Genomic DNA, 16,848 nt, shown 5'->3' with positions numbered 1-16,848 from the left:
ATAGGTATATGAATGAGTAAAAAAGAGTTGTATCGTCCTAATGTTGCGATGATAATCGTCTCAAATAATTATCCCCAAAAAAAAGAGATTTTTATTGCCCAGAGAAATGATTTAAAAGATATTTGGCAGTTTCCTCAAGGTGGAATAGATAAGGGTGAAGAAGTTCACGAAGCACTATTTCGTGAACTTGAAGAAGAAATAGGCACAGATAAAGCAAAAATTATTGGTGAATATCCTGCATGGATTTCTTATGATTTTCCTGAAAAAATAGCCAAAAAAATGAAGCCTTATAAAGGGCAAACGCAAAGATATTTTTTACTTAAACTCAAAAAAAATGCAAAAATAAATTTAAATACGGAGCATCCAGAGTTTGATGAGTACAAATTTGTAAGTGTTAATGAAGTTTTAGGTCTTACTGCACACTTTAAAAAACCTGTATATGAAAAAGTTATAAATTATTTTAAAAATGAGGGACTACTTTAAATGTTAATAGTTCAAAAGTTTGGTGGAACAAGTGTTGGAGATTTAGAACGTATCCAAAATGTTGCTAATCGTGTTAGTGAAACAAAGAAAAAAGGTAATGATGTTGTAGTTGTTGTTTCTGCCATGAGCGGCGAAACAAACAAGCTTGTTGGATATGCGGAGTATTTTTCTAAAAATCCTGCCCGTGCTGAGATGGACATGCTACTAAGCTCTGGTGAACGAGTAACAGCCTCTCTTCTTTCAATTGCACTGCAAGAGATGGGTCATGATGCTGTAGCTATGACAGGAAGAAATGCAGGGATTTTAACAGATAGTTCTCATACTAAGGCGAGAATTGAAGATATTAATCCAAATGCAATATATAAAGCCGTAAAAGAGGGTAAAATAATTGTTGTAGCTGGCTTTCAAGGTGTAAATGAAGCGGGTATTGTTACAACTTTAGGTCGTGGTGGAAGTGACTTGTCTGCTGTTGCTATTGCTGGGGCAATACAAGCTGACTTATGTGAAATATTTACAGACGTGAGTGGAATTTATACAACCGACCCTAGAATTGAGCCGAAGGCTAAAAAACTTAACGCAATATCTTACGATGAAATGCTTGAACTCGCATCACTTGGTGCAAAAGTATTACAAAATCGTTCTGTAGAAATGGCTAAAAAATTAAATGTAAATCTAGTAACAAGATCAAGCTTCTCAAATGAAGAGGGGACATTAATAACCAAGGAAGAAAATATTATGGAAGCACCATTAGTAAGCGGAATCGCATTAGACAGAAATCAAGCTCGTATCTCTTTAATGGGTGTGAAAGATAAACCAGGTATTGCTTCTGATATTTTTAATAAGTTGGCAGATGCGGAAGTCAATATTGATGTGATTATTCAAAATAAAGCACATGATGGAATGACAAACATTGACTTTACCGTTCCTGTTAGTGAACTTCATGACGCAAAAAAGATAGTAGATACTTTTGTGCAAAGTGGTGATATTGCAGATGATTCATACAATGAAGATATTTGTAAAGTTTCAGTTGTCGGTGTTGGTATGAAATCTCATGTAGGTGTTGCAGCAAAAGCATTCTCTACAATGGCGAAGAACAACATTAACATCAATATGATTGCTACTTCAGAGATAAAAATATCTATGGTAGTAGATGAAAAGTATGCAGAACTAGCAGTTCGTGGTTTACATGATGCATACGAGTTAGATAAGTAAGTTTATGCAAGAACATATACCAGATTTTGCACAATGGAGCTTAGATGCTATTCGTGAAGAAGATGGAGCATTAAGTTGGTTGGAAGAGCAGCGTTTTAATTGGGCAACAACATCTTCTGCTACAATTGATGATATATTAGCTGGGAAAACAATTATTCTCATTACAGATACAAAAAGAAAATGGTTTGAAAACTACATTCTTTCTTCTATAAATAATGACAAAATAGATAGACCAATTCTACCAATAGTAAGTATAGATAGTGTGTACCAGCATTACAATAACATTAATGGTGGTGAAATGATTGATATTTTAGATGATATGATTTCATTATCCTATAAAGAGAATTATATTTTTTGGTATATAGGCGCGGGTGAAGATAGACGTTCAGACATTGCTAAAAGAAGAGATTCCAGTTATTTTTGGATTTTTGATGAAGAATTTCATAATGCATTTAGTCTGAAATCTTATGACTCGCACTTAGATATAAAATTGTTACAACTATATAGACTTTTTAATGCCTCCCTTAATGCTGCAATGTTTGGAGAGGTTAATGTCGAGTCATGAGAGTAATAAAAGTCATATAATTATTTCTTCAGATATTGAGTCTTGCCATGAGAGAATAAAGACACAACTTTACCCCTCTCGTATTGTTAGTTTTATTGAAGATGGCGAATTTAAGCTTGAAAACGCGAAAGCTGTTATCGCTGAATCGTATATAAGTGAATCGCAAGTAAAATATATTGTATTAGGTGCACACTCATACAATGTAATTTCTCAAAATGCACTTTTGAAAGTTTTAGAAGAACCTCCAAAAAATATAGAATTCATAATCATTTCCCCAACAAAATCAAATTTACTTCCTACTGTTCGTTCTCGTCTTCCAATTATAAAAGGGGATGTGAGTCATAAAGTAAAAGAGATAGATATAAATCTTTTGCGCATTGATTACGCACAAGTTTTTGCTTTTTTAAAAGAACATACCCGAACTTCAAAAGCTGAAGCAAAACTTTTAGTAGAAGCTTTGTACCATAGAGCAATTGCAATAGATAAATTACTTTTAAGTGAACAGCAACTAGAAAATTTTGATAAAGCATATAGACTTCTAGAATTAAACTCAAAACCACAGAATGTTCTTTCTTTACTACTTATGAGTTTTGTAGGTGAAAAATAATGCAAGTGGAAAAACTCTCAAATAGTGTAAATGCTAAAGAATTATTAATAAAGCTTGGTGTTGATGGTGGCGGTATAAGTATCTTAGCTTCGAAAATGCAACAGCATATTATTTATATTAAAGATTTGCATGTTGGTGGAGCTAATATTTTAAAGCAAGATGCTCTCTCTATAGGTGCAGATTTAGCTGTACCTCGTGGGACTGTGATTGCTAAAAATCCTTTTGTAGATTGTATTCTTATTGCGACGCAAAAGCAGCTTAGTAATTTAAGTAGAAAAGAATTAGCACAACCTTTTGGTTTAAAAGAGCTAGCACATAAACTCCAATCGATAGTTAAAGTAAAAAAGCCTCAAAAAATAGAAATTATGGGCGTTATTAATCTAACGACAGATAGCTTTTTTAATGGAAGTAGATTTAAAGGTACACAAGCGATCCAAACAATAGAGAGTATGATAGAAGAGGGTGCAGACATCATAGATATTGGTGGTGTGTCTTCGAGACCAGATGCTCCAATAGTAAGTGCCAAAGAAGAGCTTAGTCGAGTGCTTCCAATTATGCAAGAGATAAAGAAAAATAAACTCTATGAGAAAGTACAGTTTAGTATTGATAGTTATGTTCCTTTAGTTGTATCTCAGGCCTTAGAAAATGGTTTTAGTATTGTTAATGACATTACAGGCTTAGAAAATGATGAGGTTTGTGCGTTATGTGCAGCGTATGACGCAAAAGCTGTTATTATGCATATGCAAGGAAACCCACAGAATATGCAAAATAACCCTGATTATTCTAGTATCTTAAGTGATGTGTATGAATTCTTAGAGAAAAGAATACAAAAAGCAGAATCCTTTGGAGTGAACAACATAATAGTAGATATTGGAATAGGTTTTGGAAAACGTTTGGAAGATAATATTTCTTTAATTAAAAATCTAGAACATTTTTTGAGCTTAGAGAAAAGAATCCTTGTTGGTGCATCAAGAAAATCAATGATAGATACTATCCATCCCTCAACTGTGGATGAGAGATTAGCAGGAACTTTAGCAATTCATCTTGAAGCTATAAGAAATGGAGCTTCTATACTAAGAGTACATGATGTAAAGGAACATGTACAAGCAGTAAAGGTTTTACAAGCTTTACTTTAAGCTTGAATCATAATACCCTTAATAGTAAAAAATAAAATAGCCGCAAGTGTAGCTGCTGCAGGAACTGTTATAAGCCATGCAGCAATAATTTTCTTAACGGCATCTCTTTTAACATACTCAACTTTTTTCGTTCTTTTTATATCTTTTTTTGTAGATTTAATGATTTTATTTTCTTCAGCTATTAGCTTATAGAGTGTAACAATTCTAGCATATTCTACTTCACCTTTATCCGCTTGTGACTCAAGTGTCTTTCTTTCTTTTGTATAGGCTGAGATATTTTCTTTTTCATCTTGTATAATAAGTTCATTCTCTTCTATACTAGGTTCTTTAGAATTTAAGTGTAAGTATTCTCTTAAAAACCCAACACCAAATACACCGCCAATTGCAATGTGAGTAGAACTTACAGGAAGACCAAGCTGTGATGCGATTATCACCGTAATAGAAGCTGCCATAGCAATAGAAAATGCTCTAATCTGATCAAGTTCAGTTATCTCAGAACCAACAGTTTTAATAAGTTTTGGCCCATAAAGTGCAAGTCCTAGTGCAATACCAAGAGCTCCTACCCCCATTACCCATAGTGGAATACTCGCTTTACTTGAGATGCCACCATTTACTACAGCGTCATTAATCGCAGCTAATGGTCCAATTGCGTTTGCTACATCATTTGCTCCATGTGCAAAACTAAGTAGTGCTGCTGCAAATACAAGAGGAATAGTAAATAATGTATTTACAGATTTTTTATTATTTTTAAGTGTAGCAGTGTTGCGTTGTAGGTTATTTCTAACTAATGTATAGGTAATTATTGCTACGATTAAACCTAAAATAAGAGCAGTTACAAGTGTAGGTTTTTTTGTTATCTCTATAGATATCAATGGAATCATATTTAAAAATTCAACAATACTTGGCCAAATTTTCTTGAGACCTTTTAATGTTAGATAGGTAACAAAAGCCCATGCCATAAGTGCTACAAAAACAGGAACCCATTTCTTAGCGGCTGAGATTTTGTCCTCTTTAAATACAATTGATTTTTTTATGGAGTAAAGGAATGCAGCAGCGATTACACCACCAAGAACTGGTGAAATAACCCAAGAGGCAGCGATTTTAGCCATTGTGCCCCAAGAAACTATACTAAAGCCAGCCGCTGCGATACCTGCACCCATTACACCACCAACTATTGAATGTGTAGTTGAAACTGGAGCTCTCATCATTGTAGCAAGGTTCAGCCATAGTGCAGCAGCTAAAAGTGCTGCCATCATAGCCCAAATGAAAGGATCGGGATTCCCACCAAATGCAGAAATATCGATGATACCTTTTTTGATAGTTTTTACTACTTCACCCCCAGCAATAAGAGCACCTGCGCCTTCAAAAATAGCAGCTATAATAATTGCCATAGTCATAGTCATAGCTTTTGATCCAACAGCAGGACCAACATTGTTTGCTACATCATTAGCTCCAATATTCATAGCCATGTATGCACCGATGAGGGCAGCAACTGCGAGGAACATGTTGTTGGAGATTCCACCATTACTTAAAAAAGTAAATGTTAATACACCTATCATAAAAAAGAGTGCAAACCCGAGTCTTGTAAAGTCTGTCCCACTCTCTTTTAATGCTTGTGTTTCAAGCTTTTGCATCGTCTGGATTTCCATACTTACCTCGCAATTAAATTTATTGTGAAATTATACTCAATAAATTTATTTTTTCATATAGGCTTTGATGATTTCCTGGCGTTCAAGAGGTCTGTCCCCTCTCATAGTAGAAATATTGTTGAGCTTTTGGATTGTAAGCATAGATGCAGCACTAGCTTGCCCAAAGATTGTGTGACGACCATTTAACCAAGGTGTATTTGCTGTTGTGATGAAAAACTGGCTTGCATTTGTATGAGGCCCAGAATTAGCCATTGCTAAGATACCGACTTTATCAAATGTTTTACCTTTATACTCATCTTTAAAAGGTTTTCCCCATATACTTTTTCCACCGCGACCACTCTCTGTAGGATCACCACCTTGAATCATAAAGTTTTTTATAATTCTATGAAAAGCGATACCATCATAGTAGCCATTTTTAATATGTGTTGTGAAGTTCTCTACGGTAAGTGGAGCGACATCTGAAAAGAGTTCAAGTTCAATAACTCCGGCAGTTGTTACTAGTACAGCAATTTGTTTCTCATTTGCACTTAGGTTGAATGAAAACACCATTAAAAGTGTTAGAAATATTTTTATCATAATTATTTTCCTTTAAAATCAAGTGATACAGAGTTAATACAATATCTAAGTCCAGTTGGATTTGGTCCATCAGGAAATACATGTCCAAGATGAGAGTCACAAGAGTTACATCTTACTTCTATTCGTACCATTCCCATAGCAACATCTTTTATTTCACGTACTGAGTCTTCAATACATTCGTAATAGCTTGGCCACCCAGTACCTGAGTCAAATTTTGTATCTGCTTCAAAAAGTGGTGCATCACAACAAATACAGTTGTATGTTCCATCTTCTTCATTCGTGTAATACTTTCCAGAAAACGGTGCTTCAGTACCATGTTCTCTACACACATTGAATTCTTCATCTGTAAGTTGTTCTTTCCACTCGTCTTTAGTTTTTGTTATATTCAAAATTATTCCTTAATTGTTGTAAATTATCAGACTCTTCCTCATAAAGGATATATACACCTTTACGACATAAGTTAAAAGCATACTCTATTTTCCTGATATCTGAAGAAGCTATATCCATGAGTATTACAAAATCTACATCTATCGAACATATATCATTATATGAAGCAAGAAGTAAGTTATTTAAATCTTGTTCAATGAAACCTTTTGTAGCGTCCAATAGAGTAGACTTATCCTCTATATAGAATTCTAAATCATCTTTAATTTTAAGTGTATTTACTTCGTCTCCTACTACTAATATATCACTTGATTTAGATGTTAATAAGAGTGTTGCAATTATCTGTAATGTTTTAGCGTAGGGATTTACTTGAAAAAAGAAAGTGTCTTTGTACTGATTTTTAAAATTTTTAGTGAAATTAACTTTGCCTGTTGAGTTATTCGAACCCTCAACTAGGATAACATGGTTATTGTTTCTAACAATTTTCAGTTCATCTATAAAACTCTTTGCACATGCCCAAGAATCATCACAAATACTTAGGTCATAACGTGTGGATCTATTTGTATAATTGGCTGGAGTTAAAATTTCTATAGATGTTAAGTCAATCTCTATAATTGCGTGTTCAACTGTTTCAAGTAGTCTTTTTTTCAGTATATCGCAGGCTAAGTTTGTAGGTTTGATAATAACAATTTTATAGTGAGGATTCTTAAGTTTTTCTAAAATAGCCTTAAGTAAAATAGAACTTGTCTTTCCACTACCGGGTGGTCCACAAAGTACTTCATACGAGACGAGAGGTGCATTTATAAACTTCATTTGCTCATCAGAAGCTAAGTGTATTTGTTTATTTCTATCTATAAGTGCATATTGAATAAGGAGAGTAGACATAACACTTGATAGATCATAGAAAGTTGTCATTTCTTCGTTGTTTTGCATCATTTTTTTAAGGATAGATTTTTCTGTTGAATCATTGAACATAATTTTATTTTCAGGAAGAAGCTCATGAAAAGAACTGTTAAGATGTGTATATTGGTCTGAGTTAAGATTTTCCATAAGAAGAAAATTGGAAATTGGAACGCCATCATTATGAATAAGTTCATTGAATTTACGTTTGATAAATTCATGCGACTTTTCAAATGCTAATGTGTTGTTTGATGTATCTTGGTTACTTGCTTTTTGCGCTTTCGCATTTTTCAAATCATCGTATGACCAACCTTTATATTCAAATAAAAAAATTCCTCGGCTCTTTTCTAGAATGAGTAAAGGGATAAAGAAATTTTTGGCATGATGGTATATTGTGATGTTTTCAAAAATAAGAAATTCATTGGTTTGTGCTAATATTTTTAGCTTTTTAACAAGTAAGGACTCTGGTAAAGATAATGTTTTAGAGCTATTTTTCTTAAAAAGTGAAGTAAAAGAAGAAAGGTTCATATAATTAATATTAGAAAATATTCTCTGCAAAAAATACAGAGAATATAAATGGACTATTTACCAGCAGCTACACGGTCTTTAAGACCTTTACCAGCTTTAAACTTAGGAACCATTTTATCTTGAGTTGTATAAGTTTTATCAGTTCCTGGAACCTTACCACTTTTACCTTTTTGTAAAGCAGCGTTAAAACTACCAAAACCTACTAAAGAAACATCTTCTTTCTTTACTAGTGCTGTTGTAACAGCTTCTGTAAATGCTTTAATTGCAGCTTCTGCTTCAACTTTAGTTTTGTAATCACCACTTGCTTGTACTAATTCAACGAATTGTGCTTTATTCATATAAATACCCTTGGATTTTAAATATTTCCGAAATTATCTATACACTAGCGCAGTCGGAGTTGTTATCAGATAATTCAGCTACAAACACTTTATAGTTTATTTGCTTAATTTTTTCTTCTTTTTACTAGTAAATGATAAAAAATGTGAAAAACTAGTCTGTTTGATACCATATTTAGCTTGTTTTAAGAGCTTTGTAGGGAAAAATCCTTTTTCTTTAGAAATAATAAAAGCTGATAATTCTTTAATATACTTATATTTATTATTACTCGAATGTATAGATGAAAACACATCGTCTAGACCGTCTCTTTCATTTTGGGTTAGTACGCTCATGCATTATCCTCAAGTTTATTGATTTTTCTTACTGTTCTAATAATTTCATCATCATCCAATCGGCCAAGCATTTTTATGACAATCGCAGCTGCTTGCGGTTTCGCTCGTCCAAGTTTCCAGTCCTGATATGTTCGCATTGCTATTCCTAATGAAGAAGCCATATCTTTAAGAGATATTTTTTTTCCATTATTTTCAGATTCGAGAGAATTATGGAGTATATTAAATAAGTCATCAATTTGCATTGAAAAATTATACGTTATAAATACTTAAATATACATTTAATTTATATTAATATTACTTATATACTATTAAATACAAATTTAATAGTATATTTAATAGTATATATTTGACTTAATATGAAATATTAACTGTTTAATATACGGTTTTACGTGCTTATTTAGTATTAGAAATGAATAGTGTATAAATAAAAATTTAATTATTTGATGTATTAAAGAAAAATTAGGTTTAGAAAGTGATTATAGTTTGTGTAGGAAGAAGTTTGACTATTGTATTTGTACATTCTAAGTGAAAAGGTGTATAACAGTTATTTTGTGTTGTATAGGCAATGGTATGCCCTTTAATAGTAAAAGAAATGAAATTTCCATCTTCTACTGCATTCGTAATTGATATTCTGGCAGATTTACTGGATTCTTCAATGAAAGTAAGTTCTTTTCTTAGTCTTTGAATTTCACCTTCTATATCTTTTTGCGAGGGGGCATTATTAACTTTTGCTTTTTCAAGTAAGAAAACAAGTTCTTGGATATCTTCTTCAATTAACTCTATCTTACTAAGTAGTATAGGTACTTCTTGGTAGTTAATATTAAAGCTGTTGTTTGAATCATTTACAGACTCTATAGTAATGGAGTTTGATGCATATATTTGAACTTGTCCAGAAACATTTTTGATAGTGACATCTTGTACATAAATTTTCCCACCAAGGCAAGTGTCGATAGTAAGGTTTGAAGCATGGACTTCGCCACCATGTAAGGTATTTATATGTGCTTCATGGCATCGTAACATGCCATGATGCTCTTGAATTTGAGCATATTTAGTAAATTGACTTGTCTGGGAGTGGATAATGCCTTTGACAAATAATTTATGTGTATCAATGAGGCTATCTTTGTGTACATCCCCGAAAATAGTTATTTCTTCACCAATGAGTTCCGTGCCTGGGGCTACTTCGAAAAGATTCTGCACTTGAGACATATTATCGTCCTAGTACTCTAAAAGATCACTATAATCGTATTTGGAAAAGTCAAGATATAGCTTACCGTTTTGTTGGATGATTCTTATGTCGCTATCATAGACAGCTAAGAATCTTTTTTTAATGACCTTTCTTTGGTAAGACTTTAAATCAAGTGTTCTTACATAAGATCTCAGTTCTATTAGTTTAGAAGAAGAATCTTCTTTTTCTATCTCGTCACTTGAACTTCTTTCAATTGTTTCTATTTCATGAACTTCTGGGCTGTGTTCCATCATAAGTTTTGTATTCACAAGTTCTAAAATTGTTTTAAGTTGCTCATCTTTGGCACTATACACATGCTCAATCTTTTGCATTTCATCACGTAACATTTGTTCTTTATCATCAATGAGTTTATCAATCTTTTCTTCAAGTTTTACTATCTTATCTTTTAGTTGTTGATTTTCTCTTTGGTAGAGTGCTAAAACAGTGGCTACAGTCGTTCTTGGTTTTATGGGAAGTTTTGTTGGTTTAGCTTTGAGTGCTGGAATTATTTGTGTATCTGAAGTATCTTGATGCATTGATTTATCCGTTACAATTATATATGTACTAGAATTTTCTATGATATAGTTTAGCTTTTTAGCTTTGAGTTTAGAACTGAGCATCTCTTTAGACATTTTAAAATGTTTACAATATTCATCAATAGTTAATCTCAATTTTTTCTCACTTACTTTTTAGGTATTTTATCATAATAAAGATATTTAAAAAAGTTGTTTTAAATAAAGCCTATTATATAATGGCATAATTAATTTTTAGGATTTGAAATGAGTACAGGTATTTTAGACATAGTAAACCCAGGTGTTATTTTTGGAGATGATGTTCAAAAAGTTTATGATTATGCGAAGAAAGAGGGTTTTGCAATCCCAGCTGTGAATGTTGTTTCAACTGATTCTATAAATGCTATTTTAGAAGCTGCTGCAAAAGTTTCTTCACCGGTAATTATTCAATTTTCTAATGGTGGAGCATCCTATTATGCTGGGAAAGGTTTAAGTAATGAAAATGAACAAGCTGCTCTTATTGGTGCTGTTTCAGGTGCGATTCATACACATATGATGGCAGAAGCGTATGGTGTTGCTGTGATTCTTCATACAGATCATGCAGCTAAAAAACTTCTTCCTTGGATCGATGAACTACTGGACGCTGGTGAAGCATACTATGAATCACAAGGAAAGCCTTTATACTCTTCTCATATGTTAGATTTATCAGAAGAGTCACTTCTTGAAAATATAAGTACATGTAAAGCATACTTTAAAAGAATGGATAAAATTGGTATGAGCATTGAGATTGAACTTGGGTGTACAGGTGGTGAAGAAGATGGTGTAGATAACACTGATATGGACAATTCACTTTTATATACACAACCAGAAGATGTAGCTTATGCATATGAAGAATTGATGCAAGTGTCATCACACTTCACTATTGCAGCTTCATTTGGTAATGTTCATGGTGTGTATAAACCAGGTAATGTTTCCTTAACTCCTAAAATCTTAGACAATTCTCAAAAATATATAGAAGAGAAATTCAACACTTCAGCGAAACCTGTAAACTTTGTATTTCATGGTGGTTCAGGTTCTGAGCCTTCAGAGATAGCAGAAGCTATTGGGTATGGTGTTATTAAGATGAATATAGATACAGATACGCAATGGGCTACTTGGGTAGGTGTAAAAGACTACTATGAGAAAAACAAGGAATATATGCAAGGTCAAATCGGAAATCCAGATGGTGAAGATAAGCCAAACAAAAAGTATTATGACCCTAGAAAATGGTTAAGAGATGGACAAAAAACTTTGGTTTCTAGAGTTGAAGAGGCTTTTAAAGATTTAAATGGATTAGATAGAAATTAATTTATAACCTTCTTTTTTATTTATTTTCTGCTGTGATAGTGGAAAATAGGTGGCAATACTTTTAATGTTGGGGTAGGGTGTGAAAAATACCTATACTTCAATAATTGACAATTACTCCTTTACTTCTTTTATTCTTCAAATAATCATTCATTAAACTCAGTATAAACACGGTTATGGCTCAAACAATATAGTTTCTTATTACTTATGTAGGTAATGTTTTTTGTGACTTGTAGCGTAGTCGTTTAGAGGGTTATTTATTTTTTTAAATTTTACAAGGAATGAGGGTTTGATTAAAAACAGCCCTCCGATAACTAAATGCTAAACTAACTTACGTCAATTAAGTTAATGATTCGGTTTTCATAGATTTTATAGTAATTAAGAAGGATATGAAGAAAAGCTTAGATATATATGAGACACACGAAAGTAGGAATATTCCTGATAGAAACGATGTAATACAACTTTGCCCATCTTGGGTCAGAAACTATACTTTCTTTTTTAATAAATATGTCAATTATTTACAGCTATCTCATTTAAGAAATTTTTTAGCAAAAAAATATAAATTTAGGAGTATAATTTCGGTGCGAGTAAGAAGAATAAATGTTGTATATCAATGTAACCGCCAAGTAACATTGATATACTCCTAGTAAAAACGCCAATTGTAGTTTTGTCTCTAGGGTTCTATATACGATTTTAATTAAAACCGTATTGAAATCCTAACAGAACAATCTTATTAAAATATTAAATATAATATTAAGGATTTGTAATATGAAAATATCAATACTCTCTACAACACTCTTTTTAGCCTCTTTATTACTAACACCCTTGAGCGCTCAAGGTAATGAAAAACTTGATTGTGCTGATGCTTATGACTTATGTAGTGCTAAATGTGAAGCACTTAAAAAAGGTAATGACAGATGTGTTGACAAATGTGACGAAAAAGAAGAAAAATGCTCTGAGCAAGAGGAAAAAGCTTCTAAGTAAAATACCCCTATAACATAAAAATTACTTCTTACTACCGCAAATAGACTTACTGCTTATTGCAGTGAGTCCTCTATAAAAAACTTAAAGGTTGTTCATGCACTTTAATGTAACAAATAAACCAATGCAAAATAACAGTAATGTAGGTTGTATAAAAAGCGAAGTTAATCGAATAAAACCATTAAGAAAAAATGAACTATTTAGATTAAATATTCAAACAGATACAAAATATTTTACTGCTACGTGTGAAGAAAGAAAAGACTATTAATATTGAAATTAAAAGTATCTGACATAAAAAAATAGGAAAACCAATGATAAATAATAAATATGTAAAGTGTAATAATAGAGCATTTTTTGAAAGAACTTCTGCAGAATCAGGCACTGCATTTTTATTTCATTCAAAACAAAAAAAATCAAGTTTCGAAAGAACTTCTGCAGAGTCAGGTACTGCATTTTTATTTCATTCAAAACAAAAAAAATCAAGTTTTGAAAGAACTTCTGCAGAGTCAGGTACTGCATTTCTATTTTGTAAAAAATAGTCCTGTAAACAAGTATTAACATAGTATATAATCATAGGAAATAAATATGTATTCATTTATAACAACAAAACCAACACAAAAAGATATTAAAGCATTTAAAATGCAAGAATATAGTAATGAAAACTTTATAAATTATAAAGTTGATCCAACAAAATTATCACTAAAAGACAAAGAACTCTTTATACTCAATTATCAATTAGATGAAAAAGCTAATAACTATAAAGATTTTATTTTTTTATCTATGCCTTTATCTACGTTAAGAGTTAATGAATAATCATGTCAACAATTAAATCTGCTAATCTAGCTAATTTATTACAGATATTTTTCTTCATATCTATTTCTATTGTAGAATATATTACATTTGGATTTTCAATTTTATTACTTATTGCTACTTTTATTAATCTTTCAGTTGCCTTATTTTTAAGACATCAATTGTTATTAATTATACAAAGTGTTGAACAGATGAATGATGCTTTAAATCAATTCTCACATGGTAAATATGACACAAGCCTAAAACCAATTGCTAAGGGTATATTAGAGGATAATGTTAATTTATATAATAAAGCATGTTCTCAAATCAAGAACTTTATTATCCAAGTTAAGCTTGTTAAAACTCAACTTATCAAACAAAATATCGAAAAAAGAGATATTGAAGAATTGAACCAAACACTTAATGATGCTCTTAAAGTTGTAAATGCTTCCTTTGAAAATATAATACTATCAACAAATGAACAAGCTTTGAAGCTATTCCAAGAACTTACTAATAAACCTACTAGTAATTTTAATCATTTAAATATTTTGCAAGATACTATTTCTATAGCAGTAAATGAGTTTAAAAATATTGATACATTACATATGAGTACTAAGCAACATATCAATGATATTGATACCAATATAGATAACATCATTGGTATAACACGCCATATTATGGAAGAGATAACGGAGACTTCTGAAATTTCTGATAGTTTAAATGAAAGTGTTGATAGTATTAGTTCCATAGTTTCACTAATAAAAGATATTTCAGAACAAACAAACTTACTTGCTTTAAATGCTGCGATAGAGGCAGCAAGAGCTGGGCAACATGGAAGAGGATTTTCCGTTGTTGCAGATGAAGTTAGAAAATTAGCTGAGAGAACTCATAAAGCAACTTCGGATATTCAAATAAGTGTTCAATCTTTAAAACAAAATACCACAGAGATAAGTAAAAAGGTTCATGTTTCACATGAGTTGACATCAAAAGTAGAGAAATCCATTCTTCTATCTAAAGAAAGGACAACTAAACTCAAGAATAACTTAATCCATACAATAAGTTATATTAAAAAAGCTGAGAAAGCTAATTTAGCAGTAGTTGGTACTCTTGAAAAAGTACTTCAAGAAGAAAATAAAATTCAAATACAAGGATAATACAATGCATATAGGATTTATAATAGCAAACTGGGGTAAAATGGACCCCTTAACAAACTCATCATTAACTATAATTAAAGAGTGTATAGTTAGGGGACATATTGTTTCTATACTTTATACAGACAACTTAACAGTTAGAAATAATGTTGTTCATGGTTTTATAGAAACTATTCAACCTATGGATAAGATTCCTGATAACATTACATCTTTTCATAAGAAAGTTACATTTGATAAAAAGCTAAGAGCACTTCATGTATTTGACTGTATGATGATTCGTAAAGACCCTCCAATAAATCCTTTAGTATTAAACTTTTTGGACGCTATTAAAGATGAAGTTGTTATGGTAAATGATGTTGATGGAATTAGAAAAGCAAACAATAAACTCTATACTACAACTTTTCATGACCCTCACAATACTTACCTTCCAATGACCCATGTATCTGGAAGCAAAGGCTATATAAATAGAATTATTGATGAATCAGAAGCAGAAAAAATGATACTAAAACCTCTTGATGGTTCAGGTGGTAGAGGTGTTATTGTTCTTGAGAAAAATGCACGTTCAAACATTAACTCTTTACTTGATTTCTATATAGATGAATCTGGAGATAACTATGTTATCTTACAAGAGTATATTGAAGGTGCTGAAGAAGGTGATGTTCGTGTTCTTATGCTTAATGGTAAATTTATAGGTGCATACAATAGGAAACCTGCAGAAGGTGAAATAAGAGCAAATATTCAAACTGGTGGTACAGCTCATAGATATAAAATGACTGATAGCCAAATGAGGGTTTGTAAAAAAGTTGGTACAAAACTAGTTGCTGATGGTCTTTACTTTGTAGGTTTAGACATGATAGGAGATAAAATCTTAGAAGTAAATGTTTTAAATCCAGGTGGAATTACAAATATAAACAAGTTAGAAAAAGTAAAACTTCAAAAACAAGTTGTTGACTTTTTAGAAGATAGAGTAGATGCTAAAGCTGAAAAAAGAGTTGAGCTAGAGTATTTATTAAAAAGATTTAGTGAACTTAGAGAGTAGTATATTTATAATATACAAAGATAACAATTTAAAATTTATATTAGTGTTATCTTTTTGTAGATGTAGTTTCCAACCTCTAGGTTTTGGAGTAAATTAAGCTGTTGTCAATTTTACTCCAATACGAATTAGAAGATGAAGAAAGTATAGAATAAGTTTCATTCTAAACTTTTCTAAATTTACTTGATACTATTCTAAATAAAGAACTAAAGGGAGATAAAATATGTTAAAAAATATCAAAATATTAAGGTGTATTATTTTTATGATGTTATCAATGAATGTATATGCAAAAGAAATAGCAAAAATACCTGAAGCTTCTGGTATTTGTTATGTGTCAAAATCCAATAGTTTATTTGTAGTAAATGATGAAGGGACACTTTACGAAATTAGTAAGAATGGAAAAATTAAAAGAAAAAGCTATTTAGGTAAATATGATTTAGAGGGTATTGCCTATGATAAAATAAATGATAAATTACTAATATCAGTAGAAGGTTCTGAATCTATATTAGTTTTAAATAGTGATAGTCTAGAAATCGAAAAAGAGATAAAACTAAAACGAAAATATAAAGGAATAAATCTTCTTAAAAAATCTAAAAAAACTGGATTAGAAGCAATTGCAATTGATGAGAATGGAGATGTATATGTTTCTAATCAATCAACAATTACATATAATAAAAAAATAAAGGAAAATGCTTCTGTTATATTAAAAGTAGATTTTTCAAAAAAGCAAAAAGCAAAAATTATTGAAGTTTATAATCATGGATATATTGATATATCAGGCATGACTTTTCATGATGGTTATTTATATATGACAAGTGATAAAAAGAATCTACTCATAAAATATGATATAAAAACTAACAAAACAATAAAAAAAGTGAAATTACCGAAATCAGCGCAGGAAGGTATCTGTTTTGATGATGAAGGGAGGATTTACATTGCCGATGATAATGGAAAAGTTTTACGATATAAAAGAAAGAAACTTGATATTTAATGATCAATAGGGAATGGGCTACTTGGGTAGGTGTAAAAGACTACTATGAGAAAAACAAGGAATATATGCAAGGTCAAATCGGAAATCCAGATGGTGAAGATAAGCCAAACA

General features: G+C 31.3%; 22 protein-coding genes. 13 read left to right on the top strand and 9 right to left on the bottom strand.

Going from position 1 to position 16,848, the window contains the following annotated elements; genetic code table 11:
• Window positions 1–12: 12 nt before the first annotated feature.
• Genes ACI9TV_RS05050 through folP form a run of 5 tightly spaced genes read left to right on the top strand, consistent with a single transcriptional unit; the run spans window position 13 to window position 4,003 of the window.
• Window positions 13–483: an RNA pyrophosphohydrolase gene (locus ACI9TV_RS05050; RefSeq protein WP_415249676.1), complete on the top strand. Its 471-nt coding sequence runs from the start codon at window positions 13–15 to the stop codon at window positions 481–483.
• Window positions 484–1,695: an aspartate kinase gene (locus ACI9TV_RS05045; protein WP_415249675.1), complete on the top strand. Its 1,212-nt coding sequence runs from the start codon at window positions 484–486 to the stop codon at window positions 1,693–1,695.
• Window positions 1,696–1,699: 4 nt separating this feature from the next.
• The gene (locus ACI9TV_RS05040) at window positions 1,700–2,260 is read left to right on the top strand and encodes a HobA family DNA replication regulator (RefSeq protein ID WP_415249674.1); all 561 of its coding nucleotides are present in this window, start codon (window positions 1,700–1,702) and stop codon (window positions 2,258–2,260) included.
• Window positions 2,247–2,867 carry a DNA polymerase III subunit delta' gene (locus ACI9TV_RS05035; RefSeq protein WP_415249673.1) on the top strand — a complete coding sequence of 207 codons (621 nt, stop codon included), beginning with the start codon at window positions 2,247–2,249 and terminating at the stop codon, window positions 2,865–2,867. The genes ACI9TV_RS05040 and ACI9TV_RS05035 overlap by 14 nt, the downstream gene beginning before the upstream one ends.
• Window positions 2,867–4,003, top strand: coding sequence for a dihydropteroate synthase (folP, locus tag ACI9TV_RS05030; protein ID WP_415249672.1), 1,137 nt, complete (start codon window positions 2,867–2,869; stop codon window positions 4,001–4,003). Before ACI9TV_RS05035 ends, folP begins: the two co-directional genes overlap by 1 nt.
• On the opposite strand, the gene ACI9TV_RS05025 is transcribed toward folP, so the two are convergent.
• The 9 genes from ACI9TV_RS05025 to ACI9TV_RS04985 form a co-directional block, all read right to left on the bottom strand.
• A complete protein-coding gene (locus ACI9TV_RS05025; protein WP_415249671.1) occupies window positions 4,000–5,652 on the bottom strand; it encodes an inorganic phosphate transporter in 1,653 nt (550 codons plus the stop codon). The two genes, folP and ACI9TV_RS05025, sit on opposite strands and share 4 nt — an antisense overlap.
• A 45-nt stretch (window positions 5,653–5,697) precedes the next feature.
• Window positions 5,698–6,228, bottom strand: coding sequence for a peptidylprolyl isomerase (locus ACI9TV_RS05020; protein ID WP_415249670.1), 531 nt, complete (start codon window positions 6,226–6,228; stop codon window positions 5,698–5,700).
• A 2-nt stretch (window positions 6,229–6,230) separates the two neighbouring features.
• Window positions 6,231–6,617, bottom strand: a complete 387-nt coding sequence (msrB, locus tag ACI9TV_RS05015) for a peptide-methionine (R)-S-oxide reductase MsrB (protein ID WP_415249669.1) — start codon at window positions 6,615–6,617, stop codon at window positions 6,231–6,233.
• On the bottom strand, window positions 6,598–8,040 hold the full coding sequence (locus ACI9TV_RS05010; protein ID WP_415249668.1) for a hypothetical protein: 1,443 nt from the start codon (window positions 8,038–8,040) through the stop codon (window positions 6,598–6,600). Before ACI9TV_RS05010 ends, msrB begins: the two co-directional genes overlap by 20 nt.
• Window positions 8,041–8,093: 53 nt before the next feature.
• Window positions 8,094–8,378: an HU family DNA-binding protein gene (locus ACI9TV_RS05005; RefSeq protein WP_415249667.1), complete on the bottom strand. Its 285-nt coding sequence runs from the start codon at window positions 8,376–8,378 to the stop codon at window positions 8,094–8,096.
• Window positions 8,379–8,474: 96 nt separating this feature from the next.
• Window positions 8,475–8,708: a hypothetical protein gene (locus ACI9TV_RS05000; protein ID WP_415249666.1), complete on the bottom strand. Its 234-nt coding sequence runs from the start codon at window positions 8,706–8,708 to the stop codon at window positions 8,475–8,477.
• A complete protein-coding gene (locus ACI9TV_RS04995) occupies window positions 8,705–8,950 on the bottom strand; it encodes an XRE family transcriptional regulator (protein ID WP_415249665.1) in 246 nt (81 codons plus the stop codon). The genes ACI9TV_RS05000 and ACI9TV_RS04995 overlap by 4 nt, the downstream gene beginning before the upstream one ends.
• A 223-nt stretch (window positions 8,951–9,173) precedes the next feature.
• Complete coding sequence (locus ACI9TV_RS04990; RefSeq protein WP_415249664.1) at window positions 9,174–9,914, bottom strand: hypothetical protein; 741 nt, start codon at window positions 9,912–9,914, stop codon at window positions 9,174–9,176.
• A gap of 9 nt (window positions 9,915–9,923) precedes the next feature.
• The gene (locus ACI9TV_RS04985) at window positions 9,924–10,604 is read right to left on the bottom strand and encodes a hypothetical protein (protein WP_415249663.1); all 681 of its coding nucleotides are present in this window, start codon (window positions 10,602–10,604) and stop codon (window positions 9,924–9,926) included.
• Between the two features lie 108 nt (window positions 10,605–10,712).
• Between ACI9TV_RS04985 and fbaA the strand changes: the two genes are divergently transcribed.
• From fbaA to ACI9TV_RS04945, 8 genes are all read left to right on the top strand, one after another.
• Window positions 10,713–11,792 carry a class II fructose-bisphosphate aldolase gene (fbaA, locus tag ACI9TV_RS04980; RefSeq protein ID WP_415249662.1) on the top strand — a complete coding sequence of 360 codons (1,080 nt, stop codon included), beginning with the start codon at window positions 10,713–10,715 and terminating at the stop codon, window positions 11,790–11,792.
• Window positions 11,793–12,557: 765 nt separating this feature from the next.
• A complete protein-coding gene (locus tag ACI9TV_RS04975) occupies window positions 12,558–12,773 on the top strand; it encodes a hypothetical protein (RefSeq protein WP_415249661.1) in 216 nt (71 codons plus the stop codon).
• A gap of 94 nt (window positions 12,774–12,867) precedes the next feature.
• Window positions 12,868–13,038, top strand: coding sequence for a hypothetical protein (locus ACI9TV_RS04970; protein WP_415249660.1), 171 nt, complete (start codon window positions 12,868–12,870; stop codon window positions 13,036–13,038).
• A gap of 43 nt (window positions 13,039–13,081) precedes the next feature.
• Window positions 13,082–13,309, top strand: coding sequence for a hypothetical protein (locus tag ACI9TV_RS04965; RefSeq protein WP_415249659.1), 228 nt, complete (start codon window positions 13,082–13,084; stop codon window positions 13,307–13,309).
• Window positions 13,310–13,355: 46 nt separating this feature from the next.
• Window positions 13,356–13,583: a hypothetical protein gene (locus tag ACI9TV_RS04960; protein ID WP_415249658.1), complete on the top strand. Its 228-nt coding sequence runs from the start codon at window positions 13,356–13,358 to the stop codon at window positions 13,581–13,583.
• A 2-nt stretch (window positions 13,584–13,585) separates the two neighbouring features.
• Window positions 13,586–14,713, top strand: a complete 1,128-nt coding sequence (locus ACI9TV_RS04955) for a methyl-accepting chemotaxis protein (protein ID WP_415249657.1) — start codon at window positions 13,586–13,588, stop codon at window positions 14,711–14,713.
• A gap of 4 nt (window positions 14,714–14,717) precedes the next feature.
• Window positions 14,718–15,749, top strand: coding sequence for a glutathione synthase (gene gshB / locus ACI9TV_RS04950; protein WP_415249656.1), 1,032 nt, complete (start codon window positions 14,718–14,720; stop codon window positions 15,747–15,749).
• 220 nt (window positions 15,750–15,969) lie between these two features.
• Window positions 15,970–16,737: an SdiA-regulated domain-containing protein gene (locus ACI9TV_RS04945; RefSeq protein ID WP_415249655.1), complete on the top strand. Its 768-nt coding sequence runs from the start codon at window positions 15,970–15,972 to the stop codon at window positions 16,735–16,737.
• The last annotated feature ends 111 nt before the right edge of the window (window positions 16,738–16,848 follow it).

Source organism: Sulfurimonas sp. (genome assembly GCF_047622445.1).
Taxonomy (GTDB): domain Bacteria; phylum Campylobacterota; class Campylobacteria; order Campylobacterales; family Sulfurimonadaceae; genus Sulfurimonas.
The sequence above is the reverse complement of the archived record's forward strand: the minus strand, read 5'-3'. Positions and strand labels throughout refer to the sequence as shown.